This window comes from Pseudomonas coronafaciens pv. oryzae str. 1_6 (genome assembly GCF_000156995.2).
GTDB lineage: Bacteria > Pseudomonadota > Gammaproteobacteria > Pseudomonadales > Pseudomonadaceae > Aquipseudomonas > Aquipseudomonas tremae.
Map to the genome: position 1 here is coordinate 2,651,626 of NZ_CP046035.1, position 14,307 is coordinate 2,665,932.

General features: G+C 60.0%; 9 protein-coding genes. 6 read left to right on the forward strand and 3 right to left on the reverse strand.

The window, feature by feature from the left end:
• The first annotated feature begins 3 nt into the window (after positions 1-3).
• Genes POR16_RS12015 through POR16_RS12025 form a run of 3 tightly spaced genes read left to right on the forward strand, consistent with a single transcriptional unit; the run spans position 4 to position 5,423 of the window.
• Positions 4-1,419 carry a Y-family DNA polymerase gene (locus tag POR16_RS12015; protein ID WP_005890877.1) on the forward strand — a complete coding sequence of 472 codons (1,416 nt, stop codon included), beginning with the start codon at positions 4-6 and terminating at the stop codon, positions 1,417-1,419.
• Entirely contained in the window at positions 1,416-4,511 is a 3,096-nt protein-coding gene (locus POR16_RS12020; protein WP_122381304.1) for an error-prone DNA polymerase, read from the forward strand. Before POR16_RS12015 ends, POR16_RS12020 begins: the two co-directional genes overlap by 4 nt.
• Before the next feature lie 60 nt (positions 4,512-4,571).
• Positions 4,572-5,423 carry an urea carboxylase-associated family protein gene (locus POR16_RS12025; RefSeq protein WP_005890871.1) on the forward strand — a complete coding sequence of 284 codons (852 nt, stop codon included), beginning with the start codon at positions 4,572-4,574 and terminating at the stop codon, positions 5,421-5,423.
• Between the two features lie 4 nt (positions 5,424-5,427).
• Here POR16_RS12025 and POR16_RS12030 read toward each other — a convergent pair whose 3' ends face one another.
• Complete coding sequence (locus POR16_RS12030; protein WP_005890870.1) at positions 5,428-6,357, reverse strand: magnesium transporter CorA family protein; 930 nt, start codon at positions 6,355-6,357, stop codon at positions 5,428-5,430.
• A gap of 4 nt (positions 6,358-6,361) precedes the next feature.
• The gene (locus tag POR16_RS12035; RefSeq protein WP_024671523.1) at positions 6,362-7,948 is read right to left on the reverse strand and encodes a RimK family protein; all 1,587 of its coding nucleotides are present in this window, start codon (positions 7,946-7,948) and stop codon (positions 6,362-6,364) included.
• A 93-nt stretch (positions 7,949-8,041) separates the two neighbouring features.
• Here POR16_RS12035 and POR16_RS12040 point away from each other — a divergent pair, with 93 nt between their 5' ends.
• Both POR16_RS12040 and POR16_RS12045 read left to right on the forward strand, forming a co-directional pair.
• Positions 8,042-9,205, forward strand: a complete 1,164-nt coding sequence (locus tag POR16_RS12040; protein WP_005890866.1) for a GNAT family N-acetyltransferase/peptidase C39 family protein — start codon at positions 8,042-8,044, stop codon at positions 9,203-9,205.
• Positions 9,202-10,101 (forward strand): polysaccharide deacetylase family protein, encoded by a 900-nt coding sequence (locus POR16_RS12045; RefSeq protein ID WP_024671524.1) that lies wholly within the window; start codon positions 9,202-9,204, stop codon positions 10,099-10,101. Before POR16_RS12040 ends, POR16_RS12045 begins: the two co-directional genes overlap by 4 nt.
• Positions 10,102-10,108: 7 nt before the next feature.
• On the opposite strand, the gene POR16_RS12050 is transcribed toward POR16_RS12045, so the two are convergent.
• Entirely contained in the window at positions 10,109-11,050 is a 942-nt protein-coding gene (locus POR16_RS12050) for a LysR substrate-binding domain-containing protein (RefSeq protein WP_051126723.1), read from the reverse strand.
• Positions 11,051-11,203: 153 nt separating this feature from the next.
• Between POR16_RS12050 and ydiJ the strand changes: the two genes are divergently transcribed.
• Entirely contained in the window at positions 11,204-14,251 is a 3,048-nt protein-coding gene (gene ydiJ, locus POR16_RS12055; RefSeq protein ID WP_122381303.1) for a D-2-hydroxyglutarate dehydrogenase YdiJ, read from the forward strand.
• Positions 14,252-14,307: the final 56 nt, after the last annotated feature.

Below are 14,307 nucleotides of genomic sequence, written 5' to 3' on the forward strand. Positions count from 1 at the left end.
CTTATGCTGTGGGCCTGTGTCTTGCTGCCACAATTGGCGCTCGACGGCGTCATGCGTCGTCGCAGCGATCCTGATGAGCCATTGGCGCTGATCAGCGGCAGTGCGCATCGGCGCGTTCTGCAAACTGTCAATCCGGCTGCGCGGGCATTGGGGCTGAGGGCAGGGCAGTCATTGACAGCGGCGCAGGCACTCGTGCCGGGCTTTGCGACGGTCGTACACGACCCCGCCGACACCGAGCAGTTGCAGCAACTGCTGGCTGCCTGGGCCTACGGTTTCAGCTCCAGTGTCAGCCTCAAATACCCTCGGGTGCTGTTGATGGAGATCGAGTCCAGCCTCAAGCTGTTCGGGCCGTGGCCTGTGTTCGAGGCTCGCCTGCGTGAAGAACTGACAAAACAGGGTTTCCGCCACCGCATCGTGGTTGCTCCCAACCCGATAGCAGCGCGGATGCTGGCCAACATGCATGATGGCCTGAGCATTGATTGCCCGCATGAACTGCGTCGCACCCTGGAACAGATGCCACTGGATCGCATCGGGCTGAGTCGCGAGGCGGCCACTGCCATGACGCGCATGGGCCTGCGCAGCGTACGGCAGGTTCTGGCCTTGCCACGCGATACTTTGGCACGACGTTTTCCGGCCAGTGTCCTGCAGCACCTTGACACACTGTTAGGGGAGCGGCCGGTGGCGCTCGAGTGCTACACGCCACCGGATTTCTTCGATGTGCGCATCGAGCTGAATTTTGATGTCGAATCGCATCAGGCCCTGTTATTTCCCCTCAAGCGTCTGATTGCCGATCTGGCCCTGTTCTTGGCCGGACGTGACAGTGGCGTGCAGCGCTTTGCCTTGCATCTGGAACACGTCGATGGCCCCGAGAGCGTGGTTCCGGTCGGGCTGTTGAGTGCCGAACGCGACCCCTCGATGCTCTTCGAACTGGCTCGTGGCAGGCTGGAACAAGTCCTGGTGGCCTCGCCGGTGCGTGCCGTACGCTTGCAGGCCCGTGACCTGCCGGACTTTGTGCCGACGCACCGCGAGCTGTTCGATGAGCGCGTGCAACAGACCCTGCCGTGGGAGCAACTGCGCGAGCGCTTGCGCGCGCGTCTGGGTGACGAGTCGGTCTGTGGCCTGCGTGCGCAGGCGGATCATCGTCCGGAATGTGCCTGGCAACCGCAAAGCACCAGCAAGCCGGTTTTTCCGGCACGCGGCGTTACACGCCCTGGCTGGCTGCTGCGCGAGCCATTGCCTTTGCCCGTCCATGCAACGCGCATCGTTGCAGGTCCCGAGCGAATCGAGTCCGGCTGGTGGGACGGTGGTGATGTGCGCCGTGATTATTATCTGGTCGAAACCGCCAATGGCCAGCGCGCCTGGGCGTATCGCTGCGTTGGCGAGCAGGGCGAACTGCTGCTGCATGGCTGGTTTGCATGAGTACCGATTACGCCGAGCTGCATTGCCTGTCCAACTTCAGTTTTCAGCGCGGCGCTTCAAGCGCCCGAGAATTGTTCGAGCGTGCCTTGCGCCACGGCTATACGGCGCTGGCAATCACCGATGAATGCACATTGGCGGGCATTGTCCGTGCCTGGCAGGCTTCGAAGGACACTGGTGTGCCGCTGATAGTCGGTAGCGAAATGCACATCGAGAACGGCCCGAAAGTTGTCCTCCTGGTGGAGAACAAGGCGGGATATGAAGCACTGTGCAAATTGATCACAGTGGCGCGGCGGCGGGCCAGGAAGGGCGAGTACCGACTGCTGCGCGAGGATGTCGAGGTGTCGCTGGACGGTCTGCTGGCCATCTGGCTGCCAGACATCGGCGATGATGCTCAAGCATGCCTGTCGCAGGGCAACTGGTTGCGCGAGCTCTTTGCCGAGCGCCTCTGGCTGGGCGTAGAGTTGCACCGCGGTCCAGATGACGATCAGCGCCTTGCTGACCTGCTGGCACTGGCGCAGGCGTTGGGCATTCCGGCAGTGGCCAGCGGTGACGTACACATGCATGCGCGCGGGCGACGTGCCTTGCAGGACACCATGACTGCCATCCGCCATCACACCACGGTAGCGGAAGCCGGGCACCTGTTGTTTGCCAACGGCGAGCGTCATTTACGGTCACTCGACACGCTTGCAGAACATTACCCCGACTGGCTGCTGGCCGAATCGGCACGCATCGCCCGGCGCTGCACGTTCGACCTGGACCAATTAAAGTATGAATACCCTCACGAGCTGGTTCCCAAAGGACAAACTTCCTCATCGTGGCTGCGTGAGCTGACCGAACGCGGTATTCGCAGGCGCTGGCCGAACGGGCTGAGTACGGTGGCACGCGCACAGGTCGAAAAAGAACTCGCCCTGATCAAGGAAAAGAAATTCGACAGCTACTTTCTGACAGTTCACGACATTGTCGAGTTTGCTCGCAGCCAGCACATTCTTTGCCAGGGCCGTGGCTCGGCGGCCAACTCTGCGGTGTGCTACGCATTGGGCATTACCGAACTGAACCCGGAAAAGAGCAACCTGCTGTTCGAGCGCTTCATTTCCAGAGAGCGCGACGAGCCACCAGACATCGACGTGGATTTCGAGCATGACCGCCGCGAAGAAGTCATTCAGTACGTTTTCCGACGTTATGGCCGCGGCAGGGCGGCGCTGACCGCTGTGGCCAGCACCTACCACGGTTCAGGTGCGGTGCGTGACGTGGCCAAAGTGCTAGGGCTGCCACCCGACCAGATCAACACGCTGGCTGAAGCTTTCAGTCGCTGGAGCGACTCGCTGCCGTCGCCCGAGCGCCTGCGCGAATATGGTTTCAATGCCGAAACCCCCGTCCTCAAGCGTGTGCTGACCCTGACCGGCGAACTGATCGGCTTTCCTCGGCACCTGTCGCAGCATCCGGGTGGGTTCGTGATCTCCGAGCATCCGCTGGACACGCTGGTGCCGGTGGAAAACGCGGCGATGGCCGACCGCACTATTATCCAGTGGGACAAGGACGATCTGGACCTTGTCGGCCTGCTGAAAGTCGACATCCTTGCACTGGGCATGCTCAGCGCACTGCGCAGGACGTTCGATCTGGTGCATCTGCATCGTGGCAAACGATGGACGCTGGCAGATCTGCCCGGTGATGATCGAAAAACCTACGAAATGATCAGCCGCGCCGACACCATCGGCGTGTTCCAGATCGAGTCCCGCGCGCAAATGGCCATGCTGCCGCGTCTCAGGCCGGAAAAGTTTTACGATCTGGTCATCGAAGTCGCCATCGTCCGGCCGGGGCCGATTCAAGGCGATATGGTTCATCCGTACCTGCGTCGGCGTAATGGTGAAGAAGCCGTTACTTATCCACCAATGCTTGAGTCGGTTTTTAAACGTACCCTGGGCGTGCCGCTGTTTCAGGAGCAGGTCATGGAAGTGGCGATCATTGCGGCTGATTACACACCCGGTGAGGCCGACCAGTTGCGTCGCGCGATGGCCGCCTGGAAACGCCACGGCGGGCTGGATCCGCACCGTGAGCGCTTACGCACCGGCATGCTGAAGAATGGTTACGAGGCAGATTTTGCCGACCGTATCTTCGAGCAGATCAAAGGTTTTGGCAGCTACGGCTTTCCCGAATCCCATGCCGCCAGTTTTGCCTTGCTGACCTACGCCAGTTGTTGGCTCAAATGCCATGAACCGGCAGCTTTTGCCTGCGCACTGATCAATAGCTGGCCGATGGGTTTCTACAGCCCGGACCAACTGTTGCAGGACGCACGTCGCCATCACATCGAAATTCGTCCGGTGGACGTGCGTTACAGCCACTGGGATTGCTCGCTGGAGCCGGTCGAGCATCCAGACAGGACGCGCAATCTGGCCATTCGCCTGGGGTTGCGCATGCTGCGCAGTTTTCGCGAAGACGATGCCCTGCGTATCGAAGCGGCGCGCTCGAAACGGCCGTTTACCGATGCCACCGACCTGGCTCAGCGCGCCGGCCTGGACTCGCGCGCTGCCGAAGCTCTGGCGGATTCCGGAGCCTTGCGCGGCCTGATCGGCCATCGGCACCGGGCGCGCTGGGAAGTGGCGGGGGTCGAGGCTCAGCGCCCGCTGTTCAGTGACCTGCCCGGCGAAGAAACCCATGTGACGCTGCCGTTGCCGACCGTGGCCGAAGACCTGGTGGCCGACTATGCCTCGCTGGGCACTACCTTGGGCCCGCACCCATTGGCCTTGCTGCGGCGGCAACTGACCGCCAAGCGCTTTCGCAGCTCGCAGGATCTGCTGACCCTCGAGAACGATCGAACCCTGAGCCTGGCAGGTCTGGTCATCGGTCGCCAACGACCGGGCACCGCCAGCGGCGTGACCTTCGTGACGCTGGAGGACGAGTTCGGCATGGTCAACGTCGTGGTCTGGCGCGACCTTGCCGAGCGTCAACGCAAGGTGCTGGTCGGCTCGCAGTTGCTGCAGGTGTTCGGGCGGCTGGAGTCAAACAATGGCGTGCGCCACCTGATCGCCCAGAGGCTCTATGACCTGACGCCGTTGCTGACCGGGCTGGATGTGCGCAGTCGGGATTTTCAGTGATCAGATCAGGCCCGCAACTTGCAGCGCCAATTGTTACATCCTGCCAGCGAGAAGACCGCCATGTACAAAGACTACCCAGCCGCTTACCAGGTCAGCAAAGGCGCCGCGCTGCAAGTGGACACGGCCTTTTACGAGCGTATCCGCGCCGATGCGCAGCAGCGTACGCTGGTCGAGCAGTTCGACGTGCCGATTCGCACCGGACGTGCCTGGAAGGTCAGGGCTGGCCAGGTGTTTCGCATAACCACACCGGTCGGCCCGCAAGTGGGGGATTTCAACGTGTGGAATGCCAATGATCCACGTGAACGCCTGTGGGCGGCGCGCACGCGTCAGTTGCAAGGCGCGCATGTCAGCACTCATGACCGGCTATGGTCGAACCTGCCGTTTTTAAGACCGCTGGTGACCATTACCGATGACAGTCTGGCCAGCTATGGCATCGACGAACATGGCGGCCGTCTGCACGACTTGCTCGGCACGCGCTGCGACCCGTACGTCAACAAAATGCTGACCGGTGAAGACTTCCATCATCACTGCCATTCGAATCTGACCCGCGCAGTGCTGCCGCACGGCTTGACCGAGTTTGACGTACATGACGTGCTGAACATTTTTCAGTGCACCGGCCTGAACCATGACGACATGTATTTCATGAAAGCCTGCCCGGCGCAGAAGGGCGACTATCTGGAATTCTTCGCAGAAATCGACCTGCTGTGCGCCTTGTCGACCTGTCCGGGTGGCGACCTGTCACTGCCAATGTGGGGGCCGGAAGCGCAGGACCCGCTAGGCGTATGTCGGCCCTTAGGCGTCGAGATCTATGACCTCGACGCTTCGCTGCTGAAGGGCTGGCAGTCTCCCGAGCGTGCCGCCTATAAAGGCCTGCATGGTCTGCAGGCGGCCAAGGCTGAGTGGGAGCAATGACGGGTCAGGTCGAGCGGGCCATTTTGCGCAGTCCAAGAACCATCAATGCCCCAAGCCCGAGCATTGCCAGCAACAAGGCCGGGTAAGACACCCACCAGTGCAGCGGGGCGGTCATCATGCTGAATTCGGACATGCCGCCGATTCCGGCAATCAGGTTCAGCGGCAGGAACACCACGTTGATCAATGTCAGTTTGCGTAACAGGTTGTTGGTGCTGTTGTTGACCAGATTGCCCCGAGCGTCCATCAACCCGGCGAACACAGTGGAATAGATCTCGGCCTGTTTGTAGCACTGGTCGTTCTCGATGATCATGTCGTCGATCAGCGCCAGGCTTGCAGTCGCGTATTGCTTGCCCTGCGCATGATTGCGCAAGCGAGTGAGCACCGCGCCGTTGCTGTGGATGGCGTTGATGTAATAGACCAGGCTCTCGCTGAGGTTGAACATCTGCACCAGGTGGCGGTTTTCCAGCGATGAGTTGAATTTCTGCTGCAATTCCCGGGCGACCATCTTGATGACCTTCAGATGCCCGAGGTAGTGATGGATGTTGTTGAACAGCATTTCCAGAAGGATATCCAGCGGCTGGCGCAACGGACGATGAAACCCCAGCGCGTCAAATGGCTGATCGTCATCGCAGATCAGCACAAGCTGATCCTGACTGAGCAGTACGCCGAATGAAGACACATCGAACGAGAAGCTGTCCTTGCCCGAATAGTTCTCGGGGCGTTTCCAGATCAGAAACAGCGCATCGGGGTGGAACTCGATGCGTGATATTTCATCCGGATCGAGCGCCGAAGCCACCGCATGCTCATCAAGGTGGAATTGCTCCAGCAACAGCCTGCGTTCCCCGGCATCGGGTTTGCTGAACCACAGCACCTGAGCCTTTTGCGGATTGCACGCTTGCAACCGACCGTCATTGAGTTCCAGACCTTGAATCATCGTCTCACCATGTCTGACCGAGGCGTTTGAGTTCAAGGCGACGAATGAATTCTTCCAGCACCAGGCTGTACAGATCGTCTTGCAGGTAAGCGTCTTCGATACCGGCATCCAGATTCGGATTGTCGTTGACTTCGATAACCACTACCTGCTCACCGGATTGCTTCAAATCAACACCGTAAAGCCCGTCGCCAATCAGGTTGGCGGTCTTGAGCGCCAGTTCGACCACAGCCCTTGGCGCTTCGTGTACAGCCAGCGTGCGGCACTCACCATTGACCTCGGCGCCCACTGCCTTGTGGTTATAGATCTGCCAGTGCCCCTTGGACATGAAGTACTGGCAGGCAAAAATCGGCTTGCGATTGAGAATGCCGATGCGCCAGTCGTATTCGGTGTAGAAAAACTCCTGAGCCAGCAGCAACACCGAGTGTTCGAACAGCTGGGCCGTCGCGGTGTGCATTTCTTCGGGCGTACTGACCTTGATGACGCCTCTGGAGAAACAGCCGTCAGGGATCTTCAGCACCAGCGGAAAACCCAGCCGTGTCGCGACATGTTGCAGCTCTTCGGGGCGGTCCTTGTAGAGAATTTCGGTTCTTGGCATCCCCAGGTCATGGCTTTTGAGCAGGTCTGTCAGGTACACCTTGTTGGTGCAGCGCAGAATTGACGTGGAATCATCCATGACCACCAGGCCCTCGCTTTCGGCCTTTTTGGCAAACCGGTAGGTGTGGTTGTCGACGCTGGTGGTTTCACGGATCAGCAGGGCGTCGTACTCGGCCAGGCGGGCGTAGTCCTTCTTTTCGATCAGCTCGACGTCAATGCCCAGGCGCTGACCGACGCGAATGAAGTTGGCCAGCGCCAGCGCGTTAGAGGGAGGCAACTGCTCATGCGGGTCGTGGAGAATGGCCAGGTCATAGCGCGCCAGACGTCGCGAGCTGGGTTGTCGCCAGATCTTGCGGCTGAAGCCGTCCAGTGCAGCGGCAAACTCATCCTGCTGATCATCACGCAAACGCGGCAGGGCGCCGGCTTTGATGCCTGCAATGTGCCACGTGTCGCGTTTGCGAAACTCGACCATCAGGATTGGACAGGGAAAGGCTTCAAACACTTGGCGGGCCAGGTCTTTCAATGGTTCAAGTGTGGTCTGACCGAAATACAGTGTCAGGGTAAACCCGTCCGTGTCGTTATAGGGGTGATCCAGAAGTGCTGTTTCCAGGCACTTGTCCAGGTCATCGAGTGCCAGACCGTAGACGGATTTGCGGGTCAGTTCACTGATGGTTTTAACCGACGGAATAACATGGTGTTGCCGAGCTTCGGCCAGCAGCGAACAGTAATAACCGTGGCCGAGGTACTTGTAGCTCCGGCACAGGTTGATGACCTGTACGCGCTTGCCTGCGGCGGCCTCGAGCGGTTTTTCAAAGTAGTCCTGCGCGCTGATCAAATCCTCGCTGGGGAAGTAGGATGCCCAGTCTTCAAGCCGTTCGACAATAATCAACAGTGGCCTCTGCGCTGCAAAGGAAGTTATTGGAAATGCACGGTTGGATGTTGCTGAATGTGCAAGTTGGGTCGATACTTCGTTCATCTTCACCTGTGCCGCTGACATGTGTAATCGATCCGATGGGAAACAAGTCCTTTCTATTAAGCATGTGCTTTTTGAAATGTCCCGTTTCGTTACACAACTTTTACGGCGGTGCAGATGGACTTTATATTTCGTGGTGCAGTGGCAGGTGATGTCGACGCGCTGCTGGTTCTGGAGGACAGCTGCTTTGAAGGCGATCGACTGACGGCGCGCAGCTTTCAGTGGATGATCCGCCGCGCCAACGCGTGCCTGATCGTCGCAGAGCACGCCGGGCAACTTGCCGGTTACGCGCTGGTGCTGTTCCATCGCGGCACTTCGCTGGGGCGTCTTTATTCACTGGCGATTGCCGACTCTGCGAGAGGGCAGGGTCTGGGCAAGCAGTTATTGCAGCGCGCCGAGCAACAGGCCGTCGAGCGCGATTGCGCCTATTTGCGCCTCGAAGTGCGACCTGACAACGCCGCAGCCATCGCACTGTACGAGCGCAGCGGGTACCGGCGCTTCGCTCAGGTGGACGACTACTATCAGGATCATGCTCCGGCGTTGCGTTACGAGAAGCGCATCGTCGAACACGTCAGGCACGACAGTCGCTCGGTGCCTTACTATCAGCAAACGCTGGATTTCACCTGTGGCCCGGCCTGTCTGTTGATGGCCATGAAAGCCTTGCAGCCAGCGCGCTTGATGGGGCGCGCTGAAGAGTTGCAGATCTGGCGCGAGGCTACCACGGTGTTCATGACCTCTGGGCATGGCGGCTGCAGCCCACAGGGGCTTGCGCTGGCTGCATGGCGGCGCGGCTTTGCAGTGAAGCTGCTGGTGTCTATGTCGGGCCCGTTGTTTCTGGCCGGGGTGCGCAGTGATAACAAGAAGCAGGTGATCCGCTTGGTTCACGAACAGTTTTGTCGCGAGCTTGACGCGGCAGGTGTGCAGTCGTTGCCCAACCGCTCGCTGAATTTGCCGGGGGTGCTTGCAGGCGGCGGCAAGCCGTTGGTGCTGATCAGCAGCTATCGCCTGACGCGCTCCAAGGCCCCGCATTGGGTAATGGTCACCGATTGCGACAGCGACTTTGTCTACCTGCATGACCCCGATATCGATCACAGCCTGCATCGTCAGGCAATCGACTGCCAGCATATGCCGGTCAGTCATGCCGACTTCAACCGTATGAGTTGTTTCGGGGCCGACAAACTCAGGGCTGCAGTGATTGTATTTGCGCCGCCTGTGGATGATCATTCGCCTGCGTTACACAAGGCTTCAGCAGCCCACTCAAAGGACCCAGCCCCCCGATGAAACCGCTTTTCAGAACCCTGTGGATCTTCGGCATCGCTGTGAGTCTGTCTGCCTGCATCAGTGCGCCGGTCCCGCTGACGGCAGGCACTGCCGAGAAGTTGCGTCAGCAGCCTCCTGTGCGGTTTTTGCTGACCTTCGACGACGGCCCGAGTGCTTCGACATTTTACAACCCGAGTATCACCGTGCTCGACAGCCTGGCCGACAACCCTGTGCAACCGGGCATCAAGGCCATATTTTTCGTGCAGACCGGCGCCACCGGTGCGGGCAACAGCGATCAGGGCCGGGCGATCATGCAGCGCGAGCATGAGCAAGGGCATCTGCTGGGTTTCCATACCGCCACGCCGCACCACACCAATCATCGTTCGTTGAGCGATGACGAACTGGAGCAATCCCTGACCAAGGGCTGCGCCATCATGGCCTCTATCACCGGCGCACCGACTGTCTTGCTGCGGCCGCCGTTCTGGAACTACGACAAGCGCACTTTCAGCGCTTATCAGCGGCATGACCTGCATGTGTTGCTGACCGACCTGAGCGCCAACGACGGCAAAATCTGGGGTTACAACTTCAGCCTGCGGCGTCGTTCGAACCTGGTCAGCCAGCTTTCCCAGGTTCGCGAGCGTATTGCTGCCGGAGAATTGCCCGCGGTAGACGGCGTAATTCCCGTGGTGGTGACCTTTCATGACCTGAACCGCTATACCGCGAGGCATGCGCGAGAATATTTGCAGATACTGGTCGACAGCGCCGCACAGACTGGCGTGCGACTGGCCGCCAAGCCGTTTTACGATGACAGCACCCAATTGCAGCGCGCTGCCTTGGCTCGCACCGTAAAGAACGCCGATCAGCCTGTGCGCTTACCCGGCGTATGGAACTGGATCTGGGACCGCAACGCTCACTGAAGACCGCTCAAGAAAGAGTGTTCTTGCGCGCCCGACCATCCTGAAACAACGTGTCTGGAAAGGGCGTCGACAGCAGCCAGTCTCTGAACACGCACAGCGACGGCAGGTTCTGAAAGCGCGTGGCGTACGCAAGGTAATAATTGCGCCCACTGTCCAGCGGCTCGAACAGCGTGACCAGCTCACCGCTGCTGATCTCGTCCTGCACCAGAATGCGTGGCACCAGCGCGATGCCGATCCCCGCTGTCACGGCTTGAATCAGGTGCGAGGTCAGCTCGAAGCTCGGGCCGGGACGCATGACGTGGTGAGCCAGTTGGTTGCTGTCGAACCAGTCCGACCAGGCATTGGGCCGGGAAACGACGCTCAGCAACGACTGCAGGGCTACCTCGGCCGTACTCATGGACCGGTAGCCGGGCAGTGCCTTCGGGCTGGCGATGACCACCAGCTTTTCGCTGACCAGCATATGGGCAATGTAACCCGGCCAGTTGCCATGGCCCGCGCAGATGATCGCGTTCATTTCACTGGCCACCGGTGTCAGGTCGGCGTTGACGATCCGCGAGTGGATATGCACCACGTAACCCGGGTGGCGAGTATAGAAATCATTCATCCGTGGCAGCAGCCATTTGGAGCCGAATGTCGGCAGCACGGCCAGGTGCAGCGTACCGCCCTCGGATTTGTGGGCGATGGTCTGTAAGGTCGCGCTGCGGATGCGGCCCAACGCCGCGGCTAATTCGTGCTGATACAAAGCGCCTGCGGTGGTCAGCTCGATACGCCTGCCGTCACGCTTGAACAGCTCGACATCCAGTTGCGCTTCCAGCGCCTGTACCTGGCGGCTGACTGCGCTTTGGGTCAGTGAAAGTTCGTCTGCGGCCTTGGTAAAGCTGCCATGTCTGGCGGCGGCCTCGAAAGCGAGCAGGAGTGACATGGAGGGTGTCAGTCTTCGGGTGTTCATTCATAACACTCATGAAAAAGCGGCAGGTTTTACGTTTGCGCTGGAGGATGACAGGCGGGAGAATCCCGGTAACCGTTGATGACGCCACGTATTCGAGCGTTTGGAAGCATACGTGCTTTGCATATAAAACGCCTAGCCAGCAGGAAGACCACCATGATTGCGCTGTTGAAACCGACCTCCGCACAGGGCGGTGCCTACGACCGTTTTCTCGATGCCCTGACCGAGGGGGGCTTTCGCGGCGAAATCGCCAGGGATCATGGATCGCGCACGGTGCTGGCTACCGATAACTCCATCTATCAGCGCCTGCCGCAGGCGGCAGTGTTCCCGATGGACAGTCATGACGTGGCGATCGTCGCCCGGCTGGCAGCGCGGCCCGAGCACAAACAGGTGGTGCTGACCCCGCGTGGCGGTGGCACCGGCACCAATGGCCAGTCGCTTACCGACGGCGTGGTGGTCGATCTGTCGCGGCACATGAACAACATCCTCGAAATAAACGTCGAGGAGCGCTGGGTGCGGGTGCAGACCGGCGTAGTCAAGGATCAGTTGAATGCGGCGCTCAAACCGCACGGGTTGTTTTTCGCCCCTGAACTGTCGACTTCCAACCGGGCCACGCTGGGCGGCATGATCAATACCGATGCCAGCGGGCAGGGCAGTTGCACCTACGGCAAAACCCGTGACCATGTGCTGGAGTTGACCACCGTGTTGCTCGGCGGATCGTACGTTCACAGCCAGGCAATCGACGCCGAACAATTGGCCAGTGAGCAGGCGCGCACGGACCGGGCCGGTGATGTGTATCGTTGCGCGCAGCAGATCGCCGATACCCAGGCGCAGTTGATCAAAGATGTGTTCCCACCGCTTAACCGTTGCCTGACCGGTTACGACCTGGCGCACCTGCGCGAAGGCGACGGGCGCTTCAACCTGAACAGCGTGTTGTGTGGGTCCGAAGGTTCGTTGGGGTTCATTGTCGAGGCTCGGCTCAACGTGCTGCCGATCCCCAGGCACTCGATTCTGGTCAACGTGCGTTACGCAGGCTTCATGGACGCTTTGCGCGACGCCAAAGCCTTGATGGCGCACAAGCCGCTGTCCATTGAAACGGTGGACTCCAAGGTGCTGATGCTGGCGATGCAGGACATCGTCTGGCACGGCGTGGCTGAGTATTTTCCTCAGGACCCTGCAACGCCCACACTGGGCATCAACCTGATCGAGTTCAGTGGCGACGAATCGAGCGAAGTGGAACAGCGTGTCCATGCCTTCGTCGAACACTTGCAGGCAGATACTTCGGTAGTGCGCCTGGGCCATACGCTGGCCATCGGCAGTGCTGCGGTGAATCGGGTCTATGCCATGCGCAAGCGCTCCGTGGGGTTGCTCGGCAACGTCAAAGGTGAAGCACGGCCGCAGCCGTTTGTGGAAGACACCGCCGTGCCACCGGAAAATCTGGCCGACTACATTCAGGAGTTTCGCGCATTGCTGGACAGTCATGACCTGCAATACGGCATGTTTGGCCATGTGGATGCGGGAGTACTGCACGTGCGGCCGATTCTGGACATGAAAGACCCGGCGCAGGCTGCGTTGATTCGGCCGATCTCCGACGCTGTTGCCGCCTTGACCAAGCGCTACGGCGGCCTGTTGTGGGGCGAGCACGGCAAGGGCCTGCGCTCACAATACGTGCCGGAATATTTCGGCGAGCTATACCCCTCGCTGCAGGCGCTCAAGGCGGCTTGCGACCCCCATAACCAGCTTAATCCCGGAAAAATCGCCACGCCTGCAACGGTTCCTGATGCACGGTTGACGCTGGTGGACGAAGTGACGTTGCGCGGTGACCTGGATCGCAGGATCGACGAGCGGGTCTGGAAGAGCTACGACAGCGCGCTGCATTGCAATGGCAATGGCGCCTGTTACAACTATGACACCGACGACGCCATGTGCCCGTCGTGGAAGGCCACTCGTGACCGCGTTCACTCACCCAAGGGCCGTGCTTCACTCGTCAGGGAGTGGTTGCGTCTGCAAGGCGAGCAGGATGTAGACGTCTTGACCGCCAGCGCCAGGGCGCGTACTGCCAATGTGCTGAAAAGTCTGGCCGAGCGGACCGTCAATAGCGTAGCCAGAGTCGCGGGGCAGAAGGATTTTTCCCACGAAGTCTATGACGCAATGGCCGGTTGCCTGGCCTGCAAGTCCTGCGCGGGGCAATGCCCGGTCAAGGTCAATGTGCCGGAATTCCGTTCGCGCTTTCTGGAGCTTTACCACAGCCGCTATCTGCGCCCGATCAAGGATTACCTGATTGGCTCGCTGGAATTCAGCATCCCGCATCTGGCGCGCTTTCCGAAGTTGTACAACGCCATCATGCGTGCAAGGCCCGTGCGCTACCTGCTTGAGCACGTTGCCGGTATGGTCGACAGTCCATTGCTGAGCCTGATGGACTTCCGCGCCGCCTGCGCGCGCTGGAACGTCGGCATAGCCACGCCCCAGCGGCTGGCCGCGCTGACCGATCAAGAGCGCAAACGTACGGTGGTGCTGGTGCAGGATGCGTTTACCCGTTATTTCGAAACGCCGCTGACCGCTGACTGGCTCGAGCTGATTTCGCGGCTGGGTTATCAGGTTTATCTTGCCCCGTTTGCGCCAAATGGCAAACCTCTGCAGGTGCAGGGTTTTCTGGGGGCATTCGAGAAGGCGGCGAGCTTCAACAGCCAGTCGCTGGGCAAGCTGGCGAACTACGGCATCCCGCTGATTGGCCTGGACCCGGCCATGACCCTGGTCTATCGCCAGGAATACAGCAAGACTCTGGGCAGCGAGAACGTGCCAAGCGTCATGCTGCCGCAGGAATGGCTCGCAACCGAGCTTGAAGAGCAAGCCGATGCTATCTCGGACGAGACTTATTACTTCCTGCCGCACTGCACCGAAAAAACCAATGAACCAGGCAGCGTCGGCCTCTGGCAGAAAGTCTTTGCCCGCGCCGGCCTGAAGCTGGAGGTTTTGGCCAGCGGCTGCTGTGGTATGTCGGGCACCTATGGGCATGAAACCAGAAACGCCAGGACCAGCGAGACTATCTACCGCCAGTCCTGGCAGCCATTGGTGGCGCGTCACGGCGGTGACGGCCGACTGGTCGCCGACGGCTATTCATGCCGCAGCCAGGTCAAACGTCAGGATGGCAAAGTGGTGCAGCATCCGTTGCAAGTGATGCTGGAGCGGATGAGGGCACTGTAACCCTGACGCAGAGCGTCGCACCTGAGGTTATCGTTCCGCACGCTCCAGCGTGGGAA

Coding starts and splice junctions, on each gene's coding strand:
- ydiJ (WP_122381303.1), top strand. CDS start 11,204: ATGATTGCGCTGTTGAAACCGACCTCCGCACAGGGCGGTGCCTACGAC.
- POR16_RS12040 (WP_005890866.1), top strand. CDS start 8,042: ATGGACTTTATATTTCGTGGTGCAGTGGCAGGTGATGTCGACGCGCTG.
- POR16_RS12050 (WP_051126723.1), bottom strand. CDS start 11,050: ATGAACACCCGAAGACTGACACCCTCCATGTCACTCCTGCTCGCTTTC.
- POR16_RS12020 (WP_122381304.1), top strand. CDS start 1,416: ATGAGTACCGATTACGCCGAGCTGCATTGCCTGTCCAACTTCAGTTTT.
- POR16_RS12035 (WP_024671523.1), bottom strand. CDS start 7,948: ATGTCAGCGGCACAGGTGAAGATGAACGAAGTATCGACCCAACTTGCA.
- POR16_RS12045 (WP_024671524.1), top strand. CDS start 9,202: ATGAAACCGCTTTTCAGAACCCTGTGGATCTTCGGCATCGCTGTGAGT.
- POR16_RS12030 (WP_005890870.1), bottom strand. CDS start 6,357: ATGATTCAAGGTCTGGAACTCAATGACGGTCGGTTGCAAGCGTGCAAT.
- POR16_RS12015 (WP_005890877.1), top strand. CDS start 4: ATGCTGTGGGCCTGTGTCTTGCTGCCACAATTGGCGCTCGACGGCGTC.
- POR16_RS12025 (WP_005890871.1), top strand. CDS start 4,572: ATGTACAAAGACTACCCAGCCGCTTACCAGGTCAGCAAAGGCGCCGCG.